Raw genomic sequence first — 26,629 nt, forward strand, 5'->3', positions numbered from 1 at the left:
CATCATGAAAAAATTTGGTATTTTATCTTTTTGCTTTTTCCTAGTTAGCTGTTCATCAAAATTGTATGTGCCAACTGAAAGTGTAAACTTTATATCGGCAGAAAACCTCAAACAAGGTCGTGAATTGTATGTAAACAATTGCGGCAGTTGCCACCAATTGTATATACCAAACCAATATAATGCTGTAACCTGGAAGCACAATCTTGATGAAATGCAGGCCAGAGCCAAAATCACCGAGAACCAAAAGAAATTGGTTTACGATTATTTGGTCAACGCTCCAAAATAATAGTATTACTTGATTTAATTGCCCCAAAAAGAAAAGACTATTTGGGGCATTTTTATGGATTTTAAAAAAGTCAGTTTTTGATACTTATTTTAACAAAAAATTAAAACTTGCCTGTTGCATAAAATCGTAATTTATCAAAAATTTGATATGAAAATTCAATTAGGTTTAGTCTTTCTGTGCTTATATTTAATTACAGGTTGCGCGACCAAAAAATATGGAAATGTTTCCTATTTAGGTCCCGAAAATCAAGATAAGGAACAACCAACTCTTAATGTTTTCACTCCAAGAAATTCAAAATTTACAAATAATCAGGTTTTGTTGTTTGTGCATGGAGGAAATTGGAATTCAGGAGATAAAAAATTGTACGGTTTTTTTGGTCGGAATTTTGCAAAAAAAGGAATTACCACGGTTATCGTTGGCTATACGTTAAGTCCTGCTGCAAATTATAATGATATGGCAAATCAAGTTGCGAAAGCTGTAGAGTGGACAAAATTGAACATTGGTAAGTACAAGGGAAACCCAAATGAAATATTTTTAACCGGACATTCAGCCGGTGGTCATTTGGTAGCTTTAGTAGCTACGAATCCCAAATATTTAAAAGATAAGTCCATAATAAAAGGAGTTATTCTTAACGATGCTGCGGGCTTGGATATGAAACATTATCTTGAAGATTATCCGCCTATCCAGCTATGCCAATTATACAACTACCTGGACTCAGAATCCCGAAAAATGGCGAGAAGCATCTCCCATTTATTTCTTAGATAAAAACGCGCCACCCATTATGATTTATACCGGGAGTAAAACATACGAAAGCATAAAAGTGTCTAACGAGCGATTTCTCGACGAATTACATAAGTTTCAGCCCACTGTAAAACGTATTGTCCTGAATAAGAAGCACATTCCAATGGTTTTGCAATATATTTTTCCGTGGAGTAAGAGATACGATGAGATTATAGATTTTATGAAAAAGAACAAATAAAAACCCGTATAAATCAACGGGTTTTTATTTTTTTCTGTAGCTATTTTTTTTCTATTTTTTCTCCGGAATATTCGCCAATATCTCCAAATAAAACTTCCAGAATTTTTGTGACGATTTAATGGATGCTCTTTCATCCGGACTGTGTGCACCGTGGATGGTTGGCCCAAAGGAAATCATATCCATTCCAGGATAATTCGTTCCTAAAATTCCACATTCCAATCCGGCGTGGCAGGCCACAACGTTAGGCTTGCTTCCGTTTTGTTTTTCATATATATCTACAAGAACGTCCAATATCTCCGACTTCACATTTGGTGTCCAGCCCGGATAATTTCCTCCAAATTCAACTTCACAACCAAATAACTCGTAAGCCGACCGAAGGGAATTCGCCAAGTCATATTTAGAACTCTCCACCGATGAACGTGTCAAATTCTGAATAGAAATCTGACCGTCTTTTACGATAACCTTAGAAATATTATTTGAAGTTTCCACCAAATCCGCCATATCAGCACTCATTCGGTAAACGCCATTATGAGCAGCATAAATAGAACGAAGCAATCCTTCCTGAACGCCTAAATCAATAACTTGTTTAGGTAAATCACTTTTTACAATTTCAATAGTTAAGTTGGGTTCCGTAGTTTTGAATTCAAATTTAATATCATTGATGATTTCCTGCATGTCAAAAACAAACGCCTCGTCATACATGCCGGCAACAATAACTTTCGCTACGCTTTCACGCGGAATCGCATTACGCAAACTTCCACCTACTATTTCAGAAATCTGTAAGCCAAAGTTCTCAAAGCCGTCAAACAATAAACGGTTCATAATCTTGTTGGCATTTCCCAAGCCTTTGTGGATATCCATTCCGGAATGCCCACCATTCAAGCCTTTTACGGTGATTGAATAACCCACAGAACCTTCGGGAGTTTCTTCCGATTTATAACTTCTGGTTGCTGTTACGTCTACTCCACCGGCACAGCCAATATCAATTTCATCGTCTTCTTCTGTATCTAAATTTAAAAGAATTTCCCCTTTTAAAATACCGCCTTTTAAGTTTAACGCTCCGGTCATTCCCGTTTCTTCATCGATAGTAAACAACGCATCTATTGCAGGATGCGGAATATCTTTACTTTCTAAAATCGCCATAATTGCTGCAACACCTAATCCATTGTCAGCCCCAAGCGTAGTTCCTTTTGCGCGAACCCAGTCACCATCAACATACATATCGATTCCCTGTGTGTCAAAATCAAAATTGGTATCGTTATTTTTTTGGTGCACCATATCCAAATGCCCCTGAAGGACAACCGTTTTACGATTTTCCATTCCAGTAGTGGCGGGTTTACGAATGATTACGTTTCGGATATCGTCTTCAAAAGTTTCCAATCCTAAACTATTACCGAAGTTTTTCATGAATTCAATAACCCGTTCTTCTTTTTTTGATGGACGCGGCACCTCATTCAAATCGGCGAATTTATTCCAAAGTACTTTTGGTTCAAGGTTTCTAATTTCCTGGCTCATTATGTATTTTTTAGTTTCTAAATTTATTTTCATTCAATTCGCCTTACGGCTCGGTCAAGAACACAAAGTTACAAAGTTTAACTACTTCCGAAATTAATTAGTGATTATATTTACATTTTAAATCCGCAATGTGAAACGCAAGTATATACTTCCCCTTTTTCTGCTTATCCAAATCGTCTTCTTGAAAGTATTAGCATTCTTTCCCGAAGTTATTGAACGCTTTTACAGCAATGGATTGTACAGTTTCACTTCAGAGATTGAGCGCGCGGTTTTAGGCTGGATTCCGTTTTCTGTTGGTGACATTTTTTATGGAATCCTTATTGTTTATTTGCTGATATCCATTTGGAAAACACGAAAGACATGGCGTAATCAATGGAAAAATAATTTGCTGAAAGTATTGAGCGGTTTCTCTATTTTTTATTTCCTCTTTCATTTTTTATGGGCTTTGAATTATTATCGTGTGCCATTATTCGAAAAAATGAACATCAAAAGGGAATATTCCAATGAAGATTTGTATGCGTTTACCGAAAAGCTGGTTGCCAAAACCAACGAAGTACAATTCGCAATCACACACAACAAGAATAAAAAAGTAAGCAATCCCTATACACAGGGCAGCATTTTCAGCATGACGCAGAATGGCTATGATAACCTCGCCAGGCAGTATCGTTTTTTTAGGTATGAAAGTCCGTGCAGAAAGAAGTCTCTGTTTAGCTTACCTCTTACTTATATGGGTTTTGGTGGATATCTGAATCCGTTTACAAATGAATCGCAGGTAAATTATAAGTTACCTATGTATGGTTTACCAAATGTAATCTGCCACGAAATGGCGCATCAGATTGGCTATGCCAGCGAAAGCGAATGCAACTTTATTGGTTTTATGGCCTGCATCAAGAATGAGGATTTGTATTTTCAATACTCAGCATATTCCAATGCTTTACGCTATTGCCTTGAAAATATTGTGATGAAGAATGAGAAAAAATTTAATGAATTAAAGCCAACAATAAATCCCGGAATTATTAAAAACTATAAGGAAAGTGAGCGCTTCTGGAAACGCTATGACACCTTTGTCGACAAAGGATCCCACGCTTTTTATGACCAATTTCTAAAGGCAAATCAGCAGAAAGATGGCTTGGAAAGTTATAGCAAGTTTGTTGATTTGTTGATTAATTATTATAAGGGAAAGGAACTAAGATGATATACGAAGAGATAATAGATGATAGTATAGTCTCGAATCTGTCTATCATCTATCCGTCTATTCTCTATTCTCTCATTTAACATTCTGCTTAAAGTAAACTTCTGTTGCACCCAGCCCATACTTCTGATAATTAGCATCCTGAAAAACAACGTTGTCATATCTTCCTAATAGAAAATCGAGATCCGATTTAAGTACGCCTTCTCCAACGCCATGAATAAAAACTATTTTTGGAATCCGGTTGCGAATTGCAAATTCGATATGGCGTTTGGCTGTTTCTATTTGCAGGTTCAGGATGTCAAAATTGTTCATTGCCTTGTAGCTTTTGACTAGCTTTTCAATGTGAAGATCAAACTCCGGTGGCGGAATTTCTTTCTTAGGTTTTTTCTCTTTGTTGATATAGTTTGGCTTGGCAACTTCCTTTTCGCTAATTACCTGGCTTTTGTTAAAACTAATATTCATGGCATTGCCACTTTCGATCTTGATTAACTCGTTGCTTTTATAGGTCAGGTTAAAGCCATCAGTAGTTTCGATAGTCACTTCAGAACCATTAATTTCAACAACAACACCGTCAATGGCATCGTCTAAAACCGAAACCTTATCTCCTTTATTCAACATGATCTTCTTCTTTTTCTTCCTGATTCTTACTTGGCGTTTTCGCACTCAATCTCATAACACCATACATAAATATCACGATAGTAATACATAAAATATAGATGTTGGGTTTCGCTTTTGACTGCTCGTACAAACCCACAATAATTGCCACAAGTGTAAAAGGTAGTACTAGTTTTTTCATGGTATAAATTATATTCCAAAAATAAAAGAACCAGCCGAATATGACTGGTTTTGAATAAGTATATTTTAATGCCATTTAATGCATACTGCTCGCAAAGGCAGCCCCAAAAACAATTCCAACAATAAATATTAAAATATAGATAGCAATCATGATGATAGTCATTATTCCTAAAAACTTATGATGAGATTTTAAATTCACTAAAGCATTGCTTAATACGTCATTGTTTCCTGATTCTAAAGCTTGTTTCGTTCCATTGGCATACTTGTATAAGTAATAAACCGGAAAGAAATAGAGCAGCGCCAGCAGAATGTAAAATACTCCTAAATAACCTTTGATAGCATTAAAAGGATTTGCCGCCATAGGCCCCATTGCACCACCATAAGGATCGGTTGGTATTGCAGACATCATAACTGCAGTAAAGGCACCAATCACTACCATCAGTGCGATAAAAATAAATCCCACAATAGATAAAAACAGGCACCACTTGGCGCTTTCCCTTAAGGCTCCAATAGCTAAGTCATTCAATGATAATTTTTCTTCCATAATTAATTTGGTTTTAAGTTGGTTATAAAAAGGTTGGTTTTTTACTTTTCAAATTGTTTTAATGTCTTGATAATGATGGAGACGCAATCTAATAATTGCTCTTCATTCATTACCAATGGCGGAGCAAAACGGATGATATTGCCGTGGGTTGGTTTGGCTAATAAACCATTATCACGTAAAGCCAAACAAATATTCCAGGCGGTATCGCTTTCTTCGGTGTCATTAATGACAACTGCGTTAAGCAATCCTTTTCCACGAACAAGCGTCGCAATATTTGATGTTTCAATATATTTTGCCAACTCTTCTCTGAATATTTTACCCAATCTTCGCGCATTTTGGGCCAAATGTTCCTCGTTAACCACATCCATAGCCGCTATAGCAACAGCGCCCGCGATTGGGTTTCCACCAAAAGTAGAACCATGTTGACCTGGCTTGATAACATTCATTATTGCATCATTTGCCAATACAGCTGATACCGGATAAGCTCCGCCTGATAAGGCTTTCCCTAAGATTAAAATATCAGGATTGACATAGGAACCTTGTTTTTCACATTTATTCTCACAACTGCAATTACCACAAACAGCCAATAAAGAACCCGTTCTCGCAATTCCCGTTTGTACTTCATCTGCAATGAATAATACATTGTTGGCTTCACATAAAGCTTTGGCTTTCGCCAAATAACCTTCAGCCGGTACATACACTCCGGCTTCGCCTTGTATTGGTTCCACTAAAAATCCTGCAATGTTTTTTGAAGAAGTAATCGCTTTTTCCAAAGCATCAATATCATCGTAAGCGATTTTTATAAATCCGGCCGTGTAAGGTCCAAAGTTTTTACGTGCATTTTCATCGTTAGAAAACGAAATGATTGTCGTAGTTCTCCCGTGGAAGTTACCGTCACAAACAATGATCTGTGCTTCGTTTTCGTTAATTCCTTTTTTTTCGTAGGCCCATTTTCTACACAGTTTCACAGCGGTTTCCACAGCTTCGGCTCCCGTATTCATTGGCAATACTTTGTCAAAGCCAAAATATTTAGTAATATATTCTTCGTAAATCCCTAATTTATCATTGTAAAAAGCTCTTGAAGTAAGTGTCAGAGTTTGCGCCTGTTCTATCATTGCACCAACTATTTTCGGATGGCAATGACCTTGATTTACGGCGGAATATGCCGAGAGGAAATCATAATACTTTTTACCTTCAACATCCCACACATACACACCTTCTCCTCTACTCAGCACTACCGGTAACGGATGGTAGTTGTGTGCACCATACTTGTTTTCTAAAGCAATTGCTTCTGCTGAACTCATTTTTTCTAAAACTGACATAATTCTTCTTATTGATTTTTAAAAATCGCAATTCCTTCTTTTGGAGAGAAATCATCCATATTGATTACAAAAGTAGAACTTAATTGCGAATAAATCTTAATACTAACTACTTCCTACTTTCAATCCTGTTCAAAATATCATTCATCATTTCTATCTGCACTTTCTGTATTTCAATTAGTTCCTGTTGCTGCTGCATTAGCAGATGATCTAATTTATCATCCAGCATTCTGATTTCCAACTCCGACTTAAGATTTATCATATAATCTTTCCTGGCGCGTTCCCGGTCTTTTTCTTCCTGACGGTTTTGGCTCATCATGATTATTGGTGCCTGCAGCGATGCCAGACAGGACAAAATTAAATTCAATAGTATAAATGGATACGGGTCAAAACCTTTGTTCATCAGGAGAAAAACATTCGCTGCAATCCAACATATAATCACTACAAAAAACCAGATAATAAATGTCCAGCTGCCGCCAAAATCAGCTACATTATCGGCAAGCCGTTGCCCAAAAGTACGGGTGTCCGGTTCATCTTCCACTTTGCTGACTAGTGATTTGTCGTCAGCCAAAGCCTTTAGGACGTTTTTATGCAAATCATTTAGCTCGCCTACTTCCGATTTTAAAAACCTCGAAATATATTTCTCCCTGTAGATATTCAGTTCCCCTACCGTTATCTCCTTCGACATGTCTAAATCGGGGTGGTCTTCCTTAATCAGATTAAGGATGGGAATTCGGATACTATTGCAGCTGACCTTATCATGTTCGGGGGCTTCCAAACCTGAAATGGTACTTTTGAATGTGGCTTTTAAACTCATACTCTGATTTTAGGGCTAATTTCCATAAAAAAACCTCATTCCTTAAAAGAAATGAGGTTAGTTGTTATAGTACTTATTAACTAAAGTAGTGTAGCAGTTGAACTGATTTCAGCATTCAATAATTTGGATATCGGACAGTTTTTCTCCGCTTTTGTAACCAACTCCTGAAACGTATCTTTAGAAATACCGGGAATCTTGGCTTCCACGGTTAACGTCGAACTAACAATAGCGCCATTCTGGAAATCGATTACACATTTGGTTTCGATGCTATCAGGGGTAAATCCGGCTTCGCCAATAAAAGCAGATAGTTGCATGCTAAAACAACCTGAGTGCGCTGCCGCAACAAGTTCTTCGGGATTGGTGCCAACGCCTTCTTCAAAACGAGAACCGAAAGAATATTGTGTGTTATTTAATGTGGTACTTTGTGAAGTAATGGCTCCTTTACCTTCTTTTATAGAACCTTTCCAAACTGCGGTGGCATTTCTTTTCATGATAGTTAATTTTTTTAAATTTTATCAAATTTAAGAATAGTATTATTGTTAAAGTTATCAAATCATTGTTATTTGTTATTTAATTATAGTTTGTATTGTCATTGCGGTTTTTTCCTTTGATGAATAGTTTTAAACATTTTGGGTCTTTATGGATTCCCGCCTGCGCGGGAAAGACAGTGTTACTAAAAAAAGTAATGCGTTCAGGTTGTACAGGTTTGTCTTTCCCGAAGGCAAATATTGATGAATAGTTAAACATTTATTTATGGATTCCCGCCTGTGCGGGAAAGAAAGTGTTACTGAAAAAAGTAATGCGTTCAGGTTCTACAGATTTGTCTTTCCCGAAGGCGATTATTGATGAATAGTTAAACATTTATTTTTGGATTCCCGCCTGCGCGGGAAAGACAGTCGTTACCCGAACATTTCCAGCAGCTTATTCACCGTATTCCAATTGCGCGTGGTAGAAATCACATTCATGCTTTTCTCTATCCATTTGTTATCGAGTTTAGTTTTTGCCGGTGAGATATCATACTTTAAATAAATCCGTTTCCCATCAAGTTGGATTTCGTCGGGTTTTATAAAGTTTAGGTTGAGCTGGGTAATCATATTATCCGGTAGCATCGAAGAAATAAACGAGACATACAATTTCTTTAAATCGACACCTTCTTCGTTAAGGAATTTATTCCTGTCAAGGCACGCCTGCAAATCGGCTTTCCCAATGACAATCACAGGAACATCATGACCAAACTCCTTAAAAATTTCCTGCTTGATAAGAAACGCCACTTTCGTTGGGCTCTCCTCGTCAGTATCCACAAAAACATTCCCCGAGTTAATATACGTGCGCACATTTGAAAATCCAATGGCTTCAAGTGCTTTTTTCAAAGCAATCATGTTAATCATTTTATGACCCGAGACGTTGATGCCGCGCAAAAGGGCAAGATGGGTTTTCATGTTGTAGGTATGTAGATGTCAAAGTTAGCGCCTTTGTTTAGTTCTCCGTTAGCGGTGATGATGCCGTGATGGTTTTCTACTATTTTTTTGACAATAGCAAGCCCGATACCGGTTCCGTTGTATTGTTCTTTTCCGTGAAGGCGTTGGAATACTTCAAATATTTTATCAGAATAGTGTTGTTCAAAGCCAATTCCGTTATCAGAAATACTGATGTGGCAAACCTTCTGGCCTCCCAGTGGATGGTATGCGGATATGATTTTGCTTTTTATCTTTATATGCGGTGGTTTTTCGGGTGTTGAAAATTTTAGTGCGTTACTAATAAGGTTGTGCAGCATTTGTCGAAACTGGAAAGGGATGATATCTGCTTTGCCTAGTTCAGTCACTTCAATTGTAGCGTTCTTTAGTCTTAGTTCATCTTCTAGGTCGTTTTTTACTTCGTTCAATATTATATTGAGGTCGGTATTTTCAAATTTTCTATCTGAAACGTTGGTTCGTGAGTAAGCAAGCAAATCATTAATAAGTGTCTGCATGCGGCAGGCTGCGTTTTGCATGCGATCCAATTTGTCTTTTCCACTTTGGGTAAGGTTTTGCTTTTCTTTTTCTAATAGCTGTGTGGAGAAGGTTTGTATTTTTCTTAGCGGTTCCTGCAAATCGTGACTGGATATGTAATTGAAGGATTGTAGTTCTTTGTTCATTTTTTCAAGCTCGATTGTGCGTTCGGCCACGGTATGTTCAAGTTCCTGTGAAAACGACTTTTGCGCCGTAATGTCTAAATTAATTCCGGTAATATACTGGTGGCATTCCGTGTTTGTCAAACTGTGTGCGGTTGCGGCTTTCTATCCAACGTTGTTTCCCGTCTTTTCGCGTAATGCGAAATTGCTGAATCAATTCAGGTTTCCTGTCTGCAAGCTGTTGCGCTGATTCTTTTTCCAATGGCTGCTTGTCTTCCGGCAAAACAAATTCCCAAAAAGTTTCGGGAGTACAATCAAACTCATTTTCCTTAATTCCGTAAAGGTCGCACTGCTGCTTATTCCAATGCAGGTATTTGGTTTTTACATCTAATGTCCAAATTCCCACTTTGCCTGCGCTGATACTGAGTTCGAGTTGCTCTTTTGTTTCGCGCAAAGCTTCTTCGGCTTTAACTCTTTTAACCGCATTCCATGTGCGTTCTGCAAGTTCTTCCAGAATCTGCACATCGGTCGTTGTCCAATTTCGCGGTGCGCTCGCGTAAACAATGACGAGGGTGATTATCTTTCCGCTTTTAACAACCGGCGCGGCTAAAAGTGCACGCACTTCAATAGCGCGATAGGCTTCGGGATGCGGTTCGTTTTCGGCGTCGTTAATAATAACTGTTCGTCCGGCTCGGTAAATTTCCAAGTGGCTGGACGAAAAATCCGAAATCCGCCCACTCATTGGCGCCGGCGATGCTTCTTTTTCATAACGCGCGATTACTTCCCATTGGTCACGTTCGTCATCCACTTCAACATAGGCGACACGCATCACGTTGAGCTCTTCCGCCAGCAACTTCATAGCTGCTTCCTGAATTTTGATGGGCTCATGGAGCAATCGTGTAACTTCATTGAGCTTCAATAGAAAGGTCTGTTTTCTTTCTGTATTTTTTCGTTCGGTGATGTCATAAAAAACGGCAGCTATAAGTTTGCTTCCTTCACCGCCAATTCGAGAGTATTGCGTAGTAAACCAGCGTTGTGCATCAGCCTGGTAGCCTTCCAATCGAACCGGCTCACCCGTTTTATAAACAATCTCAAACGAATCAAGCCAATGTTGTTCCACTTGCGGAAACAGTTCGCGAACCCTTTTGCCTTGCGCATTTTTTACTCCTGTATGCTGTTCAAATGCCGCATTTACTTCCTGGAAAATAAGATCGGTGATCGTGCCATTTTCATCAATTATAAGTTCATGTATACAAAAGCCTTCGTCAATCGACTCGAAAATGCTGCGGTACTTTTCTTCGCTTTTTCGAAGTTCTTGTTCTGCCTGAATGCGCTTAGTAACATCGGTAGCAACGCCTGGCATGCGCAAGTGCGTAAAGTCTTCCGCATATTCCATTTTACCCGTAAACGTGATCCATCGTAATTCACCATCTCCACGGTAAAAACGACCGGTGTAATTGAGTATGCCGGAGGTTAAAGATGCTTCAAGATCTGTTTTGAACCGCTTTGCATCGTCGGGGTGAACGACCTCCGTCATAAACATTTCCGCATTAACCGGCCCTTGCTCCCGAGTGCGCCCATAGATTTCAAACATTCGCTCGTTTTCCCAGGTTACTTCATCTTTAGCCGGGTTCCACTCCCATACTCCCAGTTCAGCCGCCTCGGCTGCAATGCGTAGCCGGGATTCTTTATTGCGCAACACTTCTTCTGATTGCTTGCGTTCGGTGATGTCGGTAAAAAAAGTAGATAGAAGCCGGCTTTCTGCTCCTCCAATGCGAGAATATTGTGAAGTAATCCAGCGGTTGGTATCGGAATTGTAAGCTTCAAAAAGTTGCGTTTCGCCATACTTATATGCTTGGGTCATGGCATCCAGCCAAACGGGTTCAAGATTGGGAACAATTTCACTTACTTTTTTACCCTGCACATTCTTTAATCCGGTGTGTTTTTCAAAGGCCTCATTTACTTCCTCTAAAATCACGTCGGTAACATTGCCACCTTCATCGATGATAAGCTCATGTATGGAGAAGCCCTGATCAATATTTTCAAAAATGCTACGGTATTTTTCTTCGCTGTTGCGCAATGCTTCTTCAGCTTGCTTGCGGTCGTGGATGTCGGTAGCAGCACCATACATTTTAATCACCTGCCCGTTATCATCCTTAAGCGGAGTTGCACTTATTGCAAACCAACGGTACTCGCCGTCATGTCGACGTATCCTGTGTTCCTGCCGTAAAGACCTGCCTGCTTCAACTGCTTCGCTATAGCGTTTTGCCGAGCCTTCTCTGTCCTCAGGGTGAATGGCATCTATCCAGCCCCAACCTATAGCCTCATCTAAACGCTGCCCGGTATATTCTAACCAACGCTGGTTGTACCAGTTGGTTGAACCATCAGCCTCGCTATCCCATAGTACATCAGGCACCAGGTTAGCAATTGACTGAAACTGCATTTTGCTTTCTTTCAGTTTATTGTGATTAAGTACTTTATCGGTGGTTTCAGTGCAGGCAACAAAAACTCCTGCCGGCTTTCCAAGTTCATCCATTACCGGGCTGTAGCTGAATGTCCAATACACATCTTCAATATTTCCGTTACGGTAAATAGGAATTAGCTGATCTTCACTCCATGTTGCTTCTCCTCCTTCAAGTACTTGATCGATTAGTGGTTTTATGGTATCCCAAATTTCCTTCCACGCATCTTCGCCTTTCATACCAAGTATAGCAGGGTGTTTTCCCTCATTGCCTAAGCTTGGGAGATAGGCATCATTGTAAAAACAAATTAGTTCTTTTTCCCAAAATAAAAACATCGGAAATTTTGAATTGAGAATAATTCCAAGTGTGGTTCGTAAACTTTGCGGCCAAAATGGTGGAGCACCAAGAAGTGTTTTGCTCCAATCTTTTTCTCTAATTAGTTGCCCCATTTCACCGCCGCCTGAAAGGAATTGTAAGTTGCTATCCGGATTTTTATTTTCCATGTGACAATTTATTTGCATTTAAAATTACAAAATTTTCTCATATGATTTTTATTAAATTATCAACTTGGCATAATGGTTAGTGCTTTTTGAACTACTTTTATGAGCTTAGGTAATTCGGCGGGCTTCATGTTCCGCGGCTGATTTCGGCGGTCCATTAAGCGTTTTGTCAAGATCGTCACTTCGTTAATTTATTATTCTCGATAAAACTTCCTTAAATAAATCACCCAAATAGAATAATTTTGTACAACAACTGTTAAGAACCTTACTATCCCTTCTGAACACAATGCAATCCCTTCCGAAGGCTTATCATTTCACAAATAAGGGATTGCAATCCCTAAATAAGAGAATGCAATGAGTAAATAAGGGATATACTATCCCTGAATAAGTGAATGCATTCACTTCGGGAGGGATTGCAATCAGTAAATAAGGGAATGCATTCACTTCGGAAGAGATTGCAATCAGTAAATAAGGGAATGCATTCACTTCGGGAGGGATTGCATTCCCTAAAAAGGGAAATTGAATGTCTTGGAAAATCCATAAATAAAAAAGGCGCGATAAATCGCGCCTTTACATTAATAATAATCATTCATTTTATTCCGGTGTTTTAAAATTTCCCTGCCCTCTAAACCTTCTTCCAATTTGTGAAACCAATTCTTTTGCATTGGCATCGGTCTTAGCGGCAAGTTTTAAGAATCCGTAAACTTCATCGCCTTGTTTCATGGCATCTGAGCCTAAAGCGAGAATCGTGTCATTCAATCCTTCGGTAAGTGCCTGAGAGGCTACCAGTAAAGGATACAATTTGTTGAGTAAGGTAACGTCCTTTGCAAACTCTGCTACAGGAAAGTCACCTGGTAAACTGTTCGGGAATTGGTTAGCTCCCGTTAGATTATCGTTTACATAATCTACACTCTTTGGCCCCATCTTTCTGAATCGCTTTCTCTCAGCAACCGAAAGGTTGATTAAGAATGGGAACTCAATTTTTACATCTTTGATGTTTTGAAGAGCTGCTGCAATCGTTGCATCTGATGCTTCGGCGGAAATTAAATTTTGTCTGGACATTTTTCTTGGTTTTTAAATTAGACAATTAAATTTTTTCGTAAAACCTCAATACCAATTTTAGTGCCAGAAATAAGTTTAATACTATTAATTATATCAAAAGGGGAAAAAATTAATTTAACCTTAAGAATAGGAAAAGAATTACGAGTTAGGAATTACGAATTACGAATTGACATGAGACCTGAATCAACCAACAGAATTTAAACAAGACCCTAATTCGTAATTCGTAATTTGAAATTCGTAATTAAATTCTACTTTTGCGCCATGGGAAGAAAACAAACCAACAAAGTCATTTTTGAAAACATAACGGTTCTTGATGCTGGTGCCAAAGGCGTATCGGTAGCTAAAGCGCCCGAGGGTCAAGTTATTTTTATACCTAATGTCGTTCCCGGCGATGTGGTAGATGTGCAAACCCTCAAAAAAAGAAAATCCTATTTTGAAGGCAAAGCCATAAAGTTTCACTCCTATTCTGAAAATCGGGTTCAGCCGTTGTGCCAACACTTTGGTGCCTGCGGTGGTTGCAAGTGGCAGAATATGAAGTACGAACAACAGTTGTTTTATAAAAACCAGGAAGTATACAATAACCTGAAACGCATTGGTAAAATTGAACTGCCCGAGTTCGAGCCGATATTAGGTTCGGAAAAACAATTTTTTTACAGAAACAAAATGGAGTTTGGGTTTTCGGATACGCGATGGTTAAACGACATCGAGATTAAATCGGAAGACCAATCATTAAGCAAGAAACCGGCATTGGGTTTTCATATTCCGAGAATGTGGGACAAGATTTTGGACATCGAAAAATGTTACTTACAGGAAGATCCATCGAATGATATTCGTAATGCAATTCGCGAATTTGCGGTTCAAAACGATATGACTTTCTTTAACGCCCGAAATCACGAAGGCTTGCTGCGAACTCTGATGATTAGAACGGCTTCTACCGGAGAAATCATGGTCTTGATTCAGTTTTTTAAAGAAGATAAAGCACAGCGCGAATTGTTATTGGATTTTATCGATGCTACATTTCCACAAATTACGTCATTGCAATATGTTATTAATAGCAAAGCCAATGATACGTTATACGATCAGGACATTAAACTTTACAAAGGCAGGGATTACATCCTGGAAGAAATGGAAGGATTGCAGTTTAGCATCAATGCCAAATCGTTTTATCAAACCAACTCCGATCAGGCATACGAACTATACAAAATTACACGTGAGTTTGCGGGTTTAACAGGCAACGAAGTGGTATACGATTTATACACAGGAACCGGAACCATTGCGCAGTTTGTTTCCAAAGGCGCCAAAAAAGTAATTGGAGTGGAAGCAGTTCCCGAAGCAATTGCTGATGCTAACGAAAATGCCAAGAGAAATGCCATAACCAATTGTGAGTTTTATGTTGGCGATATGAAAAATGTATTCAATGATAACTTTATTGCGCAGCATGGCCAGCCAGATGTCATCATTACCGATCCGCCACGAGACGGAATGCACAAAGACGTTGTGGAGCAATTGCTAAAAATTGGTGCCGATAAGATTGTGTATGTAAGCTGCAACTCGGCGACACAAGCGCGGGATTTAGCATTGATGGATGAGCAGTACAAAGTAACGCGTGTTCGTGCGGTAGATATGTTTCCGCAAACGCATCATGTGGAAAATGTTGTACTTTTGGAAAAGCGATAAAAAAATTACGAATTACGAATTACGAATTACGAATTACGACACGAGCCGAAAGCGACTGTATGGAGCACAGCGGAATAAATTACGAATTTATATGAAGAAAATACTTGCCCTGTTAATAATTACAATAAGCCTTTCCAGCTGTGAAAAGGATGATATCTGTACAGACGACACAACTCCCCGACTAATATTGGAGTTTTATGACATTTCAAATCCGTCTGTTTTGAAGCCGGTGATAAACGTGCTGGTTACGGGCGAAGGGCAAACGGCGCTTGGCACTTTTAATAATGTCAGTAAAATAAAATTGCCGCTGGATATTACACATGATACCACTAAATACAGCCTGATATCAAACAGTACGAGTTTGACTGATGCCGATGAAGACGTCCTTCAGTTTAATTATACCCGTCAAAACGTTTTTGTTTCCCGTGCATGTGGTTACAAGACCATCTTTGAACTGAATGCTAGTCCGAATGGCGTTATCAAAACCGATGCTACGCCCGCTGATGGTTTTTGGATACAGGACATCAACATTTTAACAACAAACATTGACAACGAAAATGAAACACATATCAAGATTTACTTTTAGTATTGCTTTGGTATTGCTTTCATTTGCAGGCAATGCTCAGAAAACCACGACTAAAAAAGACAGCATTCCGGTTAAGAAAGAGCGTTACGGATTACGTTTGGGAGTTGACCTGTTCAAACTAACGCGTTCATTTTATGAAACAGATTATCGCGGACTCGAGCTTGTTGGTGATTATCGTTTAACACGCAGGCATTACCTTGCGGGTGAAATTGGTAACGAAACCAAAACCGTTGATGATGACCAAGTGAACTTTACCACGAAAGGAACGTATCTGAAAGTGGGATTTGACTATAACTCTTTTCAGAACTGGGGCAATATGGAAAACATTATTTCTGTTGGCTTGCGCTATGGTGTGAGCAGTTTTAGCCAGACTCTAAATAGTTATCAGGTGTATAATCCCAACCCATATTTTGGGGAATCACCCGTAATTATATCGGGTGAAAAATTTGATGGCTTATCTGCGCAATGGGTAGAAGTTGTTGCCGGTATGAAAGCTGAAGTATTCAATAACGTCTTTGTAGGTTTCAGCGTTAGGTTAAATAGATTGGTATCACAAAACCGTCCGGACAACTTTGACAATCTCTATATTCCGGGCTTTAACAGGACGTATAATGGCGATTTTGGAGTTGGGTTTAATTATTCTGTTTCCTATTTTATTCCTTTTTACAAAGCAACTGTGAAAGCGAAGGTGAAAGCGAAAGAGAAAAATAAGAAGAAGAAGAAATAATTACGAATTACAAATTACGAATTTTATGAAGGAGAATGTTGTACAGATAAAGAGCTATGCATTTGCAATAAAAACTGTAAAGCTGTATCAGCGTTTGTGTGAAGAAAAGAAGGAATACGTTTTGAGTAAACAACTGCTGCGCTCCGGAACATCAATTGGAGCAAATATTGAAGAGGCAATTGGAGGTCAGTCAGATAGAGATTTTTTTGCTAAACTTACCATAGCTTACAAAGAAGCCAGAGAAACTCACTATTGGATAAGGCTTTTAACAGATACAAATTATATTTCCAAAGAAGAAAACCAAAGTTTACTAAACGATGTCAATGAATTGCTTCGAATAATAGGCTCCATTCAAAAAACATTAAAAAATAACACCAATTCGTAATTCCTAATTCGTAATTCGTAATTTCTAAGTCTATGAACAAAAAACTAAAATCCTTCCTCTACAACCTTATCTGCTTCGCAATACTTTTCATCTTGTTTCGTTTCCTTATAGAAAAATATACCAACCTTACAGGTTTATTGGTTCCGATCACGGCCTTTGTGGTTGGTACGCTTACCGCACCTAAATTCCAGGCGGTACAAACTCCCGATGGAGAAAAGATATTCATGCGTTGGCTGCTGTTAAAAGGCGTTCGCGAAGTGGGATAAACGTTAATCCTTATAAGTGTGTTAAATAGTATATCTTTAATTCCTGAAAATAACCAATAATGGAAAATACAAAATTTAATATCGCAGTTTTAATAGATGGTGATAACGCCCAACCCAAACTGATAAAGGAAATTCTGGAAGAAGTTTCCAAATATGGTAAAGCCACCATCAGAAGGATTTATGGAGACTGGACTCAACAACATATGAACGGATGGAAAGAGATTATCAATCAATATTCTATCAGCCCCATTCAAAAGTTTGCTTATACAACCGGTAAAAATTCTACAGACAGCTCATTGATTATTGAAGCCATGGATATACTCCACAGCAAAAATGCCGAAGGGTTCTGCATCGTTTCCAGTGATAGCGATTATACAGGTCTGGCCAAAAGAATCCGGGAAGAAGGACTTTTTGTTATGGGTATCGGACAAGAGAAAACGCCAAGCGCGTTTGTACAATCGTGTGAAATCTTTACGTTCACCGAAAACCTTATTATTGAGAAAGAAATTGTTCCGGTTGTTAAAAAGAAAACCAATACAAAAGAAATAGCCGCAAAAGAAAAAGATACTTCTCCGAAAATAAATCTATCTATCATAGACAAGGCATTTGAAATATCGGCAAATGAAGACGATGAAGCCTATATCTCAAGTATTGGAACCAACCTGCGTAAAATATCACCAAGTTTTGACTCCAGAACCTACGGTTTCAGAAACCTGACCAAGCTTTTCGAGAGCCTTGATAAGTACCTGGTGGTGAAAAATATAGTAAACGGATTGAATCATCCTTTAGTCCGATTAAGATAATTAATGAAACTTTAAGCAAACTTTAAATATTCAATAGGCGGTTTTTTTGTTAAATGCATTATTTTTGACCGTCTAAAACATTTAAAACTATAAATATTGTTTGTTTATGAAGAAATTGCTGGTTGCTACTGTCTTTTGTTTCTCTTCATTATTTGCCGTTGCCCAATCGGGTTACGAGATTACCATTAATCTAAAAAACGCGCCTGATTCCATAGCGTATCTTACCTTTTACCAATTTGACAAAACCTTAATTAAGGATACCTGCACCGGTATCAAAAACGGAAAGATTGTTTTTAAAGGAAAGAAAAAACTCGATAAAGGAATTTATTCGTTGGTGAGCCAGGGAAAATCTATCTACTTTGATTTCTTTATTGACGATAACACGCAAAAATTGGAACTCAAAACGGAAGCAAGTCAAAATATCGGTAAAGAATTAACCGCTTTGAATTCACCACTGGAAAATGAATTCTTTAGCTATGTTCAATACATTAATGAACAGAACAAAGGATTTCAGGCTTATAAACAAACCGCTAAATTGGCTACTATAAAAGACACGCTTGAGTTAAATAAAAAGGCGAAAGATGTCGAAAAAAACATTAACGATTTTGAAGAAAAGTTTATCGCAAATCATAAGGGAACTTATATTGGTGATGTCATAAACCTGAAAGTAGAAAAACTGCTTAAGGACATTCCCAAAGCATCTAACGGCAGACCTGACAGTATTCAGGTTTACAACTATTACAAAAAACACTATTGGGACAATGTTGATTTCAAGGATGATGGCACCATCAGAAATCCGTTTTTTAATAATAAAATCAAAAAATATTTTGAATCTGTTGTCGTAACACATCCTGATTCTGTTGCTGTTGAAATTGACAGGATTTTGGACAAGACCCAACCCGGCAGCCTCAACTACAAACTTTTGTTGGCTCATTTCACTTACGCTTATGAAACATCCAAAATAATGGGGTTTGATAAAGTGTTTGTGCACATGTCTGACAACTATTTTAAAACCGGTAAAGCTGATGGCATTTATGAAGATAATGATGTGGTTAAAAAAATAATGAAGCGTGCCGATAAACTGAAACCACTATTGATTGGTGCCCCGGCTCAGGACTTGTTTATGATAAAAGCCGAAGATTTCGAGAAAATGAAAACCATGGGATTCGAAACTGCAAAGAACAGTGAAGAAATGACCAATGTTTTCTATAAAAATGTTGATCAGGTTACTAAGATGTTTGTCAAATTAAGCGATGTAAAAGCGGAATATACGGTTATTATTTTCTGGGATGTTGATTGTAGTCATTGCCAAAAAGAAGTTCCGATATTGCTTGAGCAATACAACGAACTTCTAAAAGAAAAGAAAGATGTAAAAGTGTATAGTGTTTATATGCAGCACGAAGGCGATAAGTACCTGAAGTATATTGCCGAGCACAAATTACCGTGGATAAACGTTTATGATGGCGCGCATTACAACAATGCTGTGGAGAAATATGATGTTTATTCTACGCCGGTAATTTATATATTAGACAGGAATAAAGTCATCAAAGCCAAACGCATTGATGCCAGCCAATTAAAAACTTTGATTAATGCCCTAGACAAAGAGTCCAAAAGAGGAAAATAAATTATTCTTCTGAGTTCATATATTTCCCTTTTTTACTGCCTTCATACATTTCATATTTCACTAAACGCGCTTCAAGGCTTCCGTTGAAAAGTTTTATTTTGCGTGATGGCCGGAGTCCGACAAATTTTAAAGCTTCCAGATTTGCAGTGATAAACCAGGCGTTGGTATTTGGGTAATTATTCTTTAACGTATCTCCTATTTCTCTGTAAAAACGCTCCAACTCAATATTCAAACGTTCGCCGTATGGCGGATTGAAAACCATATGCAATGGTCCGTTGTTTTCCTTTTTACTGTCGAAAAAATCGCCCTGAATAACACTTACATAATCATCGAGGTTAGCATTCTGAATGTTATCTTTCGCTTTCTGGGCGGCACTTGGTGCTTTGTCGTAACCAATAATTGTATGATGAAATTCTTTAGTACGTTTCATTAATGCATCAATAATTTGGTCAAACAAATCGTTATCCCAATCGTTCCATTTTTCGAAAGCAAATTCTTTTCTATTAATATTCGCCGGAATATTGCAAGCAATCATAGCGGCTTCCGCCAATAAAGTCCCGGAGCCACACATTGGATCCAAAAAATCACTGCTTCCATCCCAACCCGAAAGTAATAACACTCCTGCTGCCAGCACTTCATTAATCGGAGCAATATTAGTAGCGGTTCTATAACCACGATGATGTAGCGAAGCACCCGAGGTATCAAGTGCTACCGAAACCTGGTCTCTGTCGATATGTATGTTAACCCTTAAATCGGGGAAATCCTTATCAACACTTGGGCGTGAGCCTGTCTTCTCACGGAACTGGTCAACTATCGCATCTTTTGCTTTTTGGGAAACAAATTGTGAATGTTTGAAATTATCCGAATGAATTGTAGCGTCAATTACAAAAGTCTGGCTTTCGCCGATATATTTTGTCCAGTCAATACCCTGAATGCCTTTGTATAAATTTTGGTCATTTGTAGCTTTGAAATAATAGATAGGCTTTAATATTTTCAAAGCAGTCCGTAACGATAAGTTGGCTTTATACATAAATCCTTTATCGCCTTTGAAGCTGACGGCACGCGTGCCAATTTCGACATCCTGTGCGCCTAACTGCTGTAATTCCTTGGCTAATATTTCTTCAAAACCAAAAAAGGTTTTGGCAATCATTTTAAAATTCTCCATTATATTTTATTTTAACGACAAATAGATACAAAGTACTTTCTTATGTGACTTTGTTTTTTCTTTGTGCCTTTGTGGTTCCAATAAGGCACAAAAGGAAATAAAAAGGGTTTTTACTTTCTTCGGCAAAAATACACTAATTTTGTACGTTCAGAATTCATTTGAAAAGAATAAATGTCAGAAGCTATAAAACCACAATCCACAAACAACCCGCGAGCCGTAAAAGGTGAACTGAGCGAAGTTAAACCACAAACAAATACTTGGTATTCTTCCTGGTTTGACACACCTTATTATCACATACTTTACAAAGACAGAAACTACCGTGAAGCACAGATTTTCATGGATAATCTTACCCATTATTTAAACCTGCCGGAGAAAGCAAAAGTACTGGATTTGGCTTGTGGCAAAGGTCGGCATGCCATTTATCTGAACCAACTGGGCTTTGATGTTATTGGCGCTGATTTATCCGAAAACAGTATTGCTGAAGCCAATAAGAATACAAATGACACGTTGCATTTTGTGGTTCATGACAAACGCGAGCCATTTGATGAGAAGTTTGATGCAATCTTCAATTTGTTTACGAGTTTTGGTTATTTTGAAAATATTGAAGATGATATTAAAACCTTATTAGCCATAAAGGAAAGCCTTTCGGAATATGGTTTTGCTGTGATTGACTTTATGAATTCGCCAGTGGTGATTGATAATTTGATTCCGGAAGAAACCAAGGAAGTCGATGGCATAATCTTTAACATTAAGCGATTTGTGATTGATGGTTTTATAATAAAGGAGATTGATTTTGAGGCGGACGGCAAAAAGTTCCACTTCACAGAAAATGTAAGAGCGTATACTTTGGAAGATTTTCAAACCATGATGAACGAAACCGGAATTTATTTATTGGATACTTTTGGTGATTATAAATTGAAAAAATTTCATAAAAGCACCAGTGAGCGTTTAATAATGATTTTTAAATAAAGTGGATTTGGTTATTTGTGGATTTGGTTATTTGAAAGCCAAATAACCGAATAACCGCATAACCGAATAAACAACAAATGAATTACTTATTACCCTTACTCTCAGTACTTATTGGCTACTTAATTGCTATTGTGCTTAAGCCTAGAGTAAAACAAAACCTAAAACTATTACTGGCATTCAGCGGTTCGTTTTTATTGTCATTAACCGTTTTGCATTTGTTGCCCGATGTATATCAAAGTGGAAATAAAAGCGTTGGAATTTTTATCATGTGTGGAATTTTATTCCAGATAATTTTGGAGTTCTTCTCTAAAGGCGCCGAACACGGGCACGTTCACGGGCATGATAAATTAACACAAATGCCCTGGCTGCTGTTTATCAGTTTATGTATTCACGCTTTGCTCGAAGGTTTCCCGGTGGGACATCACCATGATTTAGCTTACGGAATCGCTATTCACCACTTACCTATCGCGATTATCCTAACAACATTTTTTATTCAGGCCGAGCTGAACAAAGTGGCGCTGTTTTTCTTTATGCTGACGTTTGCAGTAATGACTCCACTGGGTACATTAGCTTCAGATAGTTTTCCAATATTAAACCAATATTATACCCAAATTACCGCTGTTGTCATCGGAATCCTTTTTCATATTTCATCAACAATTATCTTTGAAAGCAGCGAAGGACACAAATTTAATATTGCCAAGGTATCGATGATTATTTTAGGGATTGTATTGGCGAGTTTTTTGTAAACTTTGTAACTTAGCAACTCTAAAACTTTGCCACTATAACAAAATGAACTTCACCAAAACCACTGAACAATCCTCGCACTACGAACATTTGGAAAAAATGTCGGTTGCTGATTTGTTAGCCAATATCAATAAAGAAGATAAAACTGTTCCGCTTGCTGTTGAAAAAGCGTTGCCGCAAATCGAAGCGTTGGTTACCCAAGTCGTTGAAAAAATGAAACTCGGAGGAAGGCTTTTTTATATTGGTGCCGGAACTTCTGGAAGATTAGGTATCGTTGATGCATCGGAATGTCCGCCCACGTTTGGTGTTCCGTTTGATATGGTCAACGGACTAATTGCCGGCGGAGACAAAGCCATTCGACAAGCTGTTGAAAATGCAGAAGACGATACACTTCAGGCCTGGATAGATTTACAGGAACACGGCATAATGGCCAATGATGTGGTTATTGGTATAGCCGCTTCGGGAACTACGCCATATGTTACTGGCGGATTGGAAAAATGCAATGCACAAAATATTATTACGGGCTGTATCACCTGCAACGAAGGAAGTCCGATAGCGATAGCATCAAAGTTTCCCATAGTTGTTGTTGTTGGCCCCGAGTTCGTCACGGGAAGTTCCCGAATGAAAGCCGGTACCGCACAGAAACTAGTGCTAAACATGATTTCTACGGCAACGATGATTCAGCTTGGAAAAGTCAAAGGCAACAAAATGGTTGACATGCAACTTAGTAATGACAAATTGGTTGACCGCGGCGTTAAGATGATTATGGGTGAAATCCCTGTTGATTATGAAAAGGCGTCACAATTATTAAATGAATATGGCAGCGTTAGAAAAGCCGTCGAGAATTATAATAAATAATGGAAGTTTATATTTTCTTTTTCATTTTGGGATTGATGCCTGTCTTATGGATATTCAGCCTTCTGACGCTAAGAAAGTGGCAATTTTTCTTTCGTTTTCTTTGGATTAATGCTTTAGCAGTTATATCCTATTCCACATTAATCATTTTTTCAGGATTATCATTTTTTGGTCACGATGAATATGGTTTAAAAAAAGTATTCTTATTTTTAATGACTATTGGCTTTCATACCATCATAGGATTTACTATTGCTTTATATTACAAATACATAATGTCAAAAAAATAACCTCTAAAAATGAAACAATTACTTTTCATACTCATCTTGCTCCTGGGATTTACTGCTTTTTCGCAAGAACTTACCCTGAAAAAAACTACGGCTGTTGTACTCAAATTGGAAAACGGAAAGATTTATCAGAATGGCGAACAAGTTCCGAGTTATCTGGTTAAGAAAATTTTGGCTTCAAATCTACATTCCCTTCATCTTTACAAGGCAGCCAAGTCAAAAGAAGCGCTTGGCGGAATGCTTCTCGGATTGGGAGCAACGGCTTGTATTGTTGATTTGGCTATTGGTTTGTTTTCGGATGCAAAATATCCTACTGCCATAACGTATGCCGGTTTAGGCGTCGTTGCCATTTCCATTCCGATACTTTCCGGAAGGGCAAAGAAAGTGGAAGAAGCGGTAAGAAGCTATAACGACGGACTCAAAAATACAGGTTCGCTTGATTTTGATCTCAATGTAGTGTCGAATCAAAACGGAGTTGGAATCCAGATAAAATTTTAACATGCCTGTCAACAAAGAACTTCTGGACAAAGGAATTAAATATTTGCTATACGCATTGCCCCTAATGTTTATTGGACCCAGCGTAATTTATAATGCGTTTATCAATAAGCAGAATGTGTGGCATTATTTGGTGTTAGCTTTTGGAATCACTTTTTGTTTTTTAGCAGTTTACTTTATGTTTAAGGGAATCAAAACTTTAACCGACGCACTTTTTCATCATGATAAATAATGGTTACTTAGAAAGCATCAAAAAGCAATTTCTCTATTATAAAACCTTAGGAGAAAAGGCAATGGAGCAGCTCGAACCTGAACAATTGTTCATTTCAGTAAACGAAGATACCAATTCCATTGCGGTTATTATACAGCACCTTTCGGGAAACATGATTTCACGATGGACAGACTTCATGACAAGTGATGGCGAGAAAGAATGGCGCAACCGCGATGGCGAATTTGAAGAAACAATTTCCAATAAGGAAGAATTGCTAAAACTTTGGAATAAAGGCTGGGATTTTTTTTCAACACTATTAATTCCTTAGCTCCTGACCAACTGGAAACCATCATTTATATCCGTAATGAAGGCCACACCATGATGGAAGCAATAAACCGTCAGTTGGCGCATTATCCGTACCATATTGGGCAGATTGTTTTTTATGCCAAAATGCTAAAGCAAACCGAATGGAATTCGCTTTCGATTCCGAAAAACAAATCCAACAGTTATAATGCGGATAAGTTTTCGAAAGAAAAATGCATTAAGAACTTTACGGATGATGAACTCGATAAACTAAAATAACTAGCCCCGAGTGAAGCGGCATCCTTTTTAAAGATTGGCCTAGGCGAAGCAAAGGCACATCTTAAAAAAGATATAGCGGAAAGCGGGAACCAGCTCCTAAAAATGAAATCAAAGATTCACGAATACCAAAAATAACTTGCATGAGTAAAAAACTAACTCTACTTCTACTGACCTTATCGATAATCTCCTGCAACAACCACGAACGCAACTGCGCCGATTTCAAAACCGGAAAGTTTGAATTTACGCAGGACATTGATGGCAAAAAGCATACTTCCACTTTTACCCGAACGGAGAACCTTCAGATTGAAACCTATAACGGAAAAACCGATACCGCTTCCGTGCGCTGGGTAAACGACTGCGAATTTATACTTCAAAAGCTTCATCCAAAAAGTATGAAGGAAGAAAAGGCAATCAGTATGAAAATCTTGTTTACTGAAAAGAATAGGTATACCTTTGAATATTCCTTTGTGGGAAGCAACAAAAAATCACGCGGCGTTGTAACAAAACTCGATTAAGCACAAATTAAATTTATTAAAATGAACATTTTATTTACGCCAAATGCCTTAATGGCCCTACTTACACTGACTTTTCTTGAAATCATCCTTGGGATTGACAATATTGTTTTCCTTTCTATCGTTTCCGGAAAACTAAGGGAGGAAGATCAGCCAAAAGCGAGACGCATCGGGTTATTGCTTGCGATGGTTTTCAGGATTATCCTCTTGTTTGGAATTACATGGGTTATGGGTTTAAAGGAAGTCATGTTTCATATTGACTGGGGATTTTTTGAAGCGGGAATTACAGGGCAAAGCATTATTATTTTTGGCGGTGGATTGTTCCTGTTGTATAAATCAGTTTCAGAAATTCATCACAAGATGGAAGGCGAAGAAGACGGCATTGGCGGAAAAGCAAGTCACAGCTTGTCGGCGGCTATCCTTCAGATTGCGTTGCTGAACATCGTTTTTTCTTTTGACAGTATCCTGACAGCTATCGGAATGGTGAGCAATGCGGAACCTGCGCAAGGCGGTTTTGGACATTATGGCGCACTAATTATTATGATTTTAGCAGTAGTGATTTCAATACTTATTATGATGGTTTTTGCCGGACCGGTTTCCAAATTCGTAAACGAGCATCCAACGATACAAATCCTTGGTTTGTCGTTCCTTATTTTAATTGGCGTAATGCTGATTGCGGAAGGTTCGCATTTGGCGCATTTCAAATTTGGCAATGATGTTGAAGTGGGAACGATTCCGAAAGGCTATTTATACTTCTCCATCTTCTTTTCACTGTTTGTGGAATTCCTCAACCTGAAAATGAAGAAAAACAGAAAAGCCGTAAGGCTGCATAACAGCAGGATTATCGACAGAAAACTAAAGGATAAGGATGTTACGGATTAATAAAAAATATTTTATTAAAACACTTTTAGCTTTTTGCTTGGTAACGTTAATTGTTTGCTTCGCCGGTTCGCTTACGCTCGTGTCTTGTGACAGACCAGTTTGTAAAAACAAAAATCTGATATTTGATAAGTATTCACCGGAAACAAAAGAGTATAAAATAGAATTGATTAAACAATTTGCAAAAGTCGACAAGTCTAAACTAACTTACTGGATGGATACTTATCAAGAAGAGAATAACACAAAATACATAAATGTTCACATTCAGGGTGACGGACTTTGCG

The 26,629-nt window shown here is 38.1% G+C and carries 32 protein-coding genes and 1 pseudogene; 20 read left to right on the top strand and 13 right to left on the bottom strand.

The features are described from left to right. Window positions 1–4 precede the first annotated feature (4 nt). The 3 genes from Q0Q99_RS08515 (at window position 5) to Q0Q99_RS12900 (ending at window position 1,265) form a co-directional block, all read left to right on the top strand. Complete coding sequence (locus tag Q0Q99_RS08515) at window positions 5–286, top strand: hypothetical protein (protein WP_293894300.1); 282 nt, start codon at window positions 5–7, stop codon at window positions 284–286. 147 nt (window positions 287–433) lie between these two features. Further along, window positions 434–1,051, top strand: coding sequence for an alpha/beta hydrolase (locus tag Q0Q99_RS08520; RefSeq protein ID WP_367175014.1), 618 nt, complete (start codon window positions 434–436; stop codon window positions 1,049–1,051). A gap of 16 nt (window positions 1,052–1,067) precedes the next feature. Then, window positions 1,068–1,265 (top strand): hypothetical protein, encoded by a 198-nt coding sequence (locus Q0Q99_RS12900; protein ID WP_367175015.1) that lies wholly within the window; start codon window positions 1,068–1,070, stop codon window positions 1,263–1,265. 51 nt (window positions 1,266–1,316) lie between these two features. Here Q0Q99_RS12900 and Q0Q99_RS08525 read toward each other — a convergent pair whose 3' ends face one another. Then, on the bottom strand, window positions 1,317–2,780 hold the full coding sequence (locus tag Q0Q99_RS08525) for an aminoacyl-histidine dipeptidase (RefSeq protein WP_293894302.1): 1,464 nt from the start codon (window positions 2,778–2,780) through the stop codon (window positions 1,317–1,319). A 181-nt stretch (window positions 2,781–2,961) separates the two neighbouring features. On the opposite strand from Q0Q99_RS08525, the gene Q0Q99_RS08530 reads away from it, so the two are divergent. After that, complete coding sequence (locus Q0Q99_RS08530) at window positions 2,962–3,975, top strand: DUF3810 domain-containing protein (RefSeq protein WP_367175016.1); 1,014 nt, start codon at window positions 2,962–2,964, stop codon at window positions 3,973–3,975. 72 nt (window positions 3,976–4,047) lie between these two features. Here Q0Q99_RS08530 and Q0Q99_RS08535 read toward each other — a convergent pair whose 3' ends face one another. From Q0Q99_RS08535 to Q0Q99_RS08585, 11 genes are all read right to left on the bottom strand, one after another. Then, entirely contained in the window at window positions 4,048–4,590 is a 543-nt protein-coding gene (locus Q0Q99_RS08535) for a Smr/MutS family protein (protein ID WP_293894306.1), read from the bottom strand. Beyond that, window positions 4,580–4,768, bottom strand: coding sequence for a hypothetical protein (locus tag Q0Q99_RS08540; RefSeq protein WP_293894308.1), 189 nt, complete (start codon window positions 4,766–4,768; stop codon window positions 4,580–4,582). The genes Q0Q99_RS08535 and Q0Q99_RS08540 overlap by 11 nt, the downstream gene beginning before the upstream one ends. Window positions 4,769–4,843: 75 nt before the next feature. Beyond that, window positions 4,844–5,311: a DUF5362 family protein gene (locus Q0Q99_RS08545; RefSeq protein ID WP_293894310.1), complete on the bottom strand. Its 468-nt coding sequence runs from the start codon at window positions 5,309–5,311 to the stop codon at window positions 4,844–4,846. Window positions 5,312–5,352: 41 nt separating this feature from the next. After that, entirely contained in the window at window positions 5,353–6,633 is a 1,281-nt protein-coding gene (gene rocD, locus Q0Q99_RS08550) for an ornithine--oxo-acid transaminase (protein WP_293894312.1), read from the bottom strand. 106 nt (window positions 6,634–6,739) lie between these two features. Continuing rightward, window positions 6,740–7,447, bottom strand: a complete 708-nt coding sequence (locus Q0Q99_RS08555; RefSeq protein WP_293894314.1) for a DUF1003 domain-containing protein — start codon at window positions 7,445–7,447, stop codon at window positions 6,740–6,742. 80 nt (window positions 7,448–7,527) lie between these two features. Next, window positions 7,528–7,938, bottom strand: coding sequence for an OsmC family protein (locus Q0Q99_RS08560; protein ID WP_293894316.1), 411 nt, complete (start codon window positions 7,936–7,938; stop codon window positions 7,528–7,530). 79 nt (window positions 7,939–8,017) lie between these two features. Continuing rightward, the gene (locus tag Q0Q99_RS08565) at window positions 8,018–8,194 is read right to left on the bottom strand and encodes a hypothetical protein (protein ID WP_293894318.1); all 177 of its coding nucleotides are present in this window, start codon (window positions 8,192–8,194) and stop codon (window positions 8,018–8,020) included. 152 nt (window positions 8,195–8,346) lie between these two features. Beyond that, a complete protein-coding gene (locus Q0Q99_RS08570; RefSeq protein ID WP_293894320.1) occupies window positions 8,347–8,886 on the bottom strand; it encodes a DUF1697 domain-containing protein in 540 nt (179 codons plus the stop codon). Then, on the bottom strand, window positions 8,883–9,701 hold the full coding sequence (locus Q0Q99_RS08575) for an ATP-binding protein (RefSeq protein ID WP_293894322.1): 819 nt from the start codon (window positions 9,699–9,701) through the stop codon (window positions 8,883–8,885). Before Q0Q99_RS08575 ends, Q0Q99_RS08570 begins: the two co-directional genes overlap by 4 nt. Next, on the bottom strand, window positions 9,661–12,522 hold the full coding sequence (locus Q0Q99_RS08580) for a PAS domain S-box protein (RefSeq protein WP_293894324.1): 2,862 nt from the start codon (window positions 12,520–12,522) through the stop codon (window positions 9,661–9,663). Before Q0Q99_RS08580 ends, Q0Q99_RS08575 begins: the two co-directional genes overlap by 41 nt. 591 nt (window positions 12,523–13,113) lie before the next feature. Further along, window positions 13,114–13,581, bottom strand: a complete 468-nt coding sequence (locus Q0Q99_RS08585; RefSeq protein WP_293894326.1) for a hypothetical protein — start codon at window positions 13,579–13,581, stop codon at window positions 13,114–13,116. A gap of 261 nt (window positions 13,582–13,842) precedes the next feature. Here Q0Q99_RS08585 and rlmD point away from each other — a divergent pair, with 261 nt between their 5' ends. The 7 genes from rlmD to Q0Q99_RS08620 all read left to right on the top strand — a co-directional run bounded on the left by rlmD (window position 13,843) and on the right by Q0Q99_RS08620 (window position 19,649). Then, window positions 13,843–15,258: a 23S rRNA (uracil(1939)-C(5))-methyltransferase RlmD gene (rlmD, locus tag Q0Q99_RS08590; protein WP_293894328.1), complete on the top strand. Its 1,416-nt coding sequence runs from the start codon at window positions 13,843–13,845 to the stop codon at window positions 15,256–15,258. A gap of 91 nt (window positions 15,259–15,349) precedes the next feature. After that, the gene (locus Q0Q99_RS08595; protein ID WP_293894351.1) at window positions 15,350–15,844 is read left to right on the top strand and encodes a DUF6452 family protein; all 495 of its coding nucleotides are present in this window, start codon (window positions 15,350–15,352) and stop codon (window positions 15,842–15,844) included. Next, window positions 15,816–16,571, top strand: coding sequence for a DUF6048 family protein (locus Q0Q99_RS08600; RefSeq protein WP_293894354.1), 756 nt, complete (start codon window positions 15,816–15,818; stop codon window positions 16,569–16,571). Before Q0Q99_RS08595 ends, Q0Q99_RS08600 begins: the two co-directional genes overlap by 29 nt. Window positions 16,572–16,596: 25 nt before the next feature. After that, the gene (locus Q0Q99_RS08605) at window positions 16,597–16,956 is read left to right on the top strand and encodes a four helix bundle protein (protein WP_293894357.1); all 360 of its coding nucleotides are present in this window, start codon (window positions 16,597–16,599) and stop codon (window positions 16,954–16,956) included. 92 nt (window positions 16,957–17,048) lie between these two features. Next, window positions 17,049–17,222, top strand: a complete 174-nt coding sequence (locus tag Q0Q99_RS08610; protein ID WP_367175017.1) for a hypothetical protein — start codon at window positions 17,049–17,051, stop codon at window positions 17,220–17,222. A 59-nt stretch (window positions 17,223–17,281) separates the two neighbouring features. Further along, window positions 17,282–18,025 carry an NYN domain-containing protein gene (locus tag Q0Q99_RS08615; RefSeq protein ID WP_293894363.1) on the top strand — a complete coding sequence of 248 codons (744 nt, stop codon included), beginning with the start codon at window positions 17,282–17,284 and terminating at the stop codon, window positions 18,023–18,025. Window positions 18,026–18,131: 106 nt separating this feature from the next. Further along, a complete protein-coding gene (locus Q0Q99_RS08620) occupies window positions 18,132–19,649 on the top strand; it encodes a TlpA family protein disulfide reductase (protein ID WP_293894365.1) in 1,518 nt (505 codons plus the stop codon). A gap of 1 nt (window position 19,650) precedes the next feature. On the opposite strand, the gene Q0Q99_RS08625 is transcribed toward Q0Q99_RS08620, so the two are convergent. After that, on the bottom strand, window positions 19,651–20,817 hold the full coding sequence (locus tag Q0Q99_RS08625; RefSeq protein WP_293894391.1) for a class I SAM-dependent RNA methyltransferase: 1,167 nt from the start codon (window positions 20,815–20,817) through the stop codon (window positions 19,651–19,653). 168 nt (window positions 20,818–20,985) lie between these two features. On the opposite strand from Q0Q99_RS08625, the gene Q0Q99_RS08630 reads away from it, so the two are divergent. The 9 genes and pseudogenes from Q0Q99_RS08630 to Q0Q99_RS08670 form a co-directional block, all read left to right on the top strand. Continuing rightward, the gene (locus Q0Q99_RS08630) at window positions 20,986–21,783 is read left to right on the top strand and encodes a bifunctional 2-polyprenyl-6-hydroxyphenol methylase/3-demethylubiquinol 3-O-methyltransferase UbiG (RefSeq protein ID WP_293894368.1); all 798 of its coding nucleotides are present in this window, start codon (window positions 20,986–20,988) and stop codon (window positions 21,781–21,783) included. Between the two features lie 77 nt (window positions 21,784–21,860). Further along, window positions 21,861–22,529, top strand: coding sequence for a ZIP family metal transporter (locus tag Q0Q99_RS08635; RefSeq protein ID WP_293894371.1), 669 nt, complete (start codon window positions 21,861–21,863; stop codon window positions 22,527–22,529). Window positions 22,530–22,572: 43 nt separating this feature from the next. Beyond that, entirely contained in the window at window positions 22,573–23,385 is an 813-nt protein-coding gene (gene murQ, locus Q0Q99_RS08640) for an N-acetylmuramic acid 6-phosphate etherase (protein ID WP_293894374.1), read from the top strand. A gap of 293 nt (window positions 23,386–23,678) precedes the next feature. After that, window positions 23,679–24,164, top strand: a complete 486-nt coding sequence (locus Q0Q99_RS08645; protein WP_293894377.1) for a hypothetical protein — start codon at window positions 23,679–23,681, stop codon at window positions 24,162–24,164. Window position 24,165: 1 nt separating this feature from the next. Next, a complete protein-coding gene (locus Q0Q99_RS08650) occupies window positions 24,166–24,393 on the top strand; it encodes a DUF6095 family protein (protein ID WP_293894380.1) in 228 nt (75 codons plus the stop codon). Continuing rightward, a pseudogene (locus Q0Q99_RS08655) lies at window positions 24,383–24,954 on the top strand (DUF1572 family protein). The gene Q0Q99_RS08650 and the pseudogene Q0Q99_RS08655 overlap by 11 nt, the downstream one beginning before the upstream one ends. Window positions 24,955–25,094: 140 nt before the next feature. Then, window positions 25,095–25,469 carry a DNA topoisomerase IV gene (locus tag Q0Q99_RS08660; protein ID WP_293894383.1) on the top strand — a complete coding sequence of 125 codons (375 nt, stop codon included), beginning with the start codon at window positions 25,095–25,097 and terminating at the stop codon, window positions 25,467–25,469. A 21-nt stretch (window positions 25,470–25,490) separates the two neighbouring features. Continuing rightward, complete coding sequence (locus Q0Q99_RS08665) at window positions 25,491–26,348, top strand: TerC family protein (RefSeq protein WP_293894386.1); 858 nt, start codon at window positions 25,491–25,493, stop codon at window positions 26,346–26,348. After that, window positions 26,335–26,629, top strand: a 295-nt coding sequence (locus tag Q0Q99_RS08670; RefSeq protein ID WP_293894389.1) for a hypothetical protein, incomplete at its 3' end; no start/stop codon positions are given. The genes Q0Q99_RS08665 and Q0Q99_RS08670, both read left to right, overlap by 14 nt.

Source organism: Flavobacterium sp. (assembly GCF_025352425.1).
Classification (GTDB): Bacteria; Bacteroidota; Bacteroidia; order Flavobacteriales; family Flavobacteriaceae; genus Flavobacterium.

What these genes read in the sequence shown, in the direction of transcription:
- Q0Q99_RS08515 (WP_293894300.1), top strand. Translation starts at nt 5, where the DNA reads ATGAAAAAATTTGGTATTTTATCTTTTTGCTTTTTCCTAGTTAGCTGT.
- Q0Q99_RS08660 (WP_293894383.1), top strand. Translation starts at nt 25,095, where the DNA reads ATGAGTAAAAAACTAACTCTACTTCTACTGACCTTATCGATAATCTCC.
- Q0Q99_RS08595 (WP_293894351.1), top strand. Translation starts at nt 15,350, where the DNA reads ATGAAGAAAATACTTGCCCTGTTAATAATTACAATAAGCCTTTCCAGC.
- Q0Q99_RS08650 (WP_293894380.1), top strand. Translation starts at nt 24,166, where the DNA reads ATGCCTGTCAACAAAGAACTTCTGGACAAAGGAATTAAATATTTGCTA.
- Q0Q99_RS08570 (WP_293894320.1), bottom strand. Translation starts at nt 8,886, where the DNA reads ATGAAAACCCATCTTGCCCTTTTGCGCGGCATCAACGTCTCGGGTCAT.
- Q0Q99_RS08620 (WP_293894365.1), top strand. Translation starts at nt 18,132, where the DNA reads ATGAAGAAATTGCTGGTTGCTACTGTCTTTTGTTTCTCTTCATTATTT.
- Q0Q99_RS12900 (WP_367175015.1), top strand. Translation starts at nt 1,068, where the DNA reads ATGATTTATACCGGGAGTAAAACATACGAAAGCATAAAAGTGTCTAAC.
- Q0Q99_RS08540 (WP_293894308.1), bottom strand. Translation starts at nt 4,768, where the DNA reads ATGAAAAAACTAGTACTACCTTTTACACTTGTGGCAATTATTGTGGGT.
- Q0Q99_RS08565 (WP_293894318.1), bottom strand. Translation starts at nt 8,194, where the DNA reads ATGTTTAACTATTCATCAATATTTGCCTTCGGGAAAGACAAACCTGTA.
- Q0Q99_RS08525 (WP_293894302.1), bottom strand. Translation starts at nt 2,780, where the DNA reads ATGAGCCAGGAAATTAGAAACCTTGAACCAAAAGTACTTTGGAATAAA.
- Q0Q99_RS08580 (WP_293894324.1), bottom strand. Translation starts at nt 12,522, where the DNA reads ATGGAAAATAAAAATCCGGATAGCAACTTACAATTCCTTTCAGGCGGC.
- Q0Q99_RS08635 (WP_293894371.1), top strand. Translation starts at nt 21,861, where the DNA reads ATGAATTACTTATTACCCTTACTCTCAGTACTTATTGGCTACTTAATT.
- murQ (WP_293894374.1), top strand. Translation starts at nt 22,573, where the DNA reads ATGAACTTCACCAAAACCACTGAACAATCCTCGCACTACGAACATTTG.
- Q0Q99_RS08545 (WP_293894310.1), bottom strand. Translation starts at nt 5,311, where the DNA reads ATGGAAGAAAAATTATCATTGAATGACTTAGCTATTGGAGCCTTAAGG.
- Q0Q99_RS08605 (WP_293894357.1), top strand. Translation starts at nt 16,597, where the DNA reads ATGAAGGAGAATGTTGTACAGATAAAGAGCTATGCATTTGCAATAAAA.
- rocD (WP_293894312.1), bottom strand. Translation starts at nt 6,633, where the DNA reads ATGTCAGTTTTAGAAAAAATGAGTTCAGCAGAAGCAATTGCTTTAGAA.
- Q0Q99_RS08555 (WP_293894314.1), bottom strand. Translation starts at nt 7,447, where the DNA reads ATGAGTTTAAAAGCCACATTCAAAAGTACCATTTCAGGTTTGGAAGCC.
- Q0Q99_RS08585 (WP_293894326.1), bottom strand. Translation starts at nt 13,581, where the DNA reads ATGTCCAGACAAAATTTAATTTCCGCCGAAGCATCAGATGCAACGATT.
- Q0Q99_RS08560 (WP_293894316.1), bottom strand. Translation starts at nt 7,938, where the DNA reads ATGAAAAGAAATGCCACCGCAGTTTGGAAAGGTTCTATAAAAGAAGGT.
- Q0Q99_RS08520 (WP_367175014.1), top strand. Translation starts at nt 434, where the DNA reads ATGAAAATTCAATTAGGTTTAGTCTTTCTGTGCTTATATTTAATTACA.
- Q0Q99_RS08535 (WP_293894306.1), bottom strand. Translation starts at nt 4,590, where the DNA reads ATGTTGAATAAAGGAGATAAGGTTTCGGTTTTAGACGATGCCATTGAC.
- Q0Q99_RS08600 (WP_293894354.1), top strand. Translation starts at nt 15,816, where the DNA reads ATGAAACACATATCAAGATTTACTTTTAGTATTGCTTTGGTATTGCTT.
- Q0Q99_RS08645 (WP_293894377.1), top strand. Translation starts at nt 23,679, where the DNA reads ATGAAACAATTACTTTTCATACTCATCTTGCTCCTGGGATTTACTGCT.
- Q0Q99_RS08665 (WP_293894386.1), top strand. Translation starts at nt 25,491, where the DNA reads ATGAACATTTTATTTACGCCAAATGCCTTAATGGCCCTACTTACACTG.
- Q0Q99_RS08615 (WP_293894363.1), top strand. Translation starts at nt 17,282, where the DNA reads ATGGAAAATACAAAATTTAATATCGCAGTTTTAATAGATGGTGATAAC.
- rlmD (WP_293894328.1), top strand. Translation starts at nt 13,843, where the DNA reads ATGGGAAGAAAACAAACCAACAAAGTCATTTTTGAAAACATAACGGTT.
- Q0Q99_RS08630 (WP_293894368.1), top strand. Translation starts at nt 20,986, where the DNA reads ATGTCAGAAGCTATAAAACCACAATCCACAAACAACCCGCGAGCCGTA.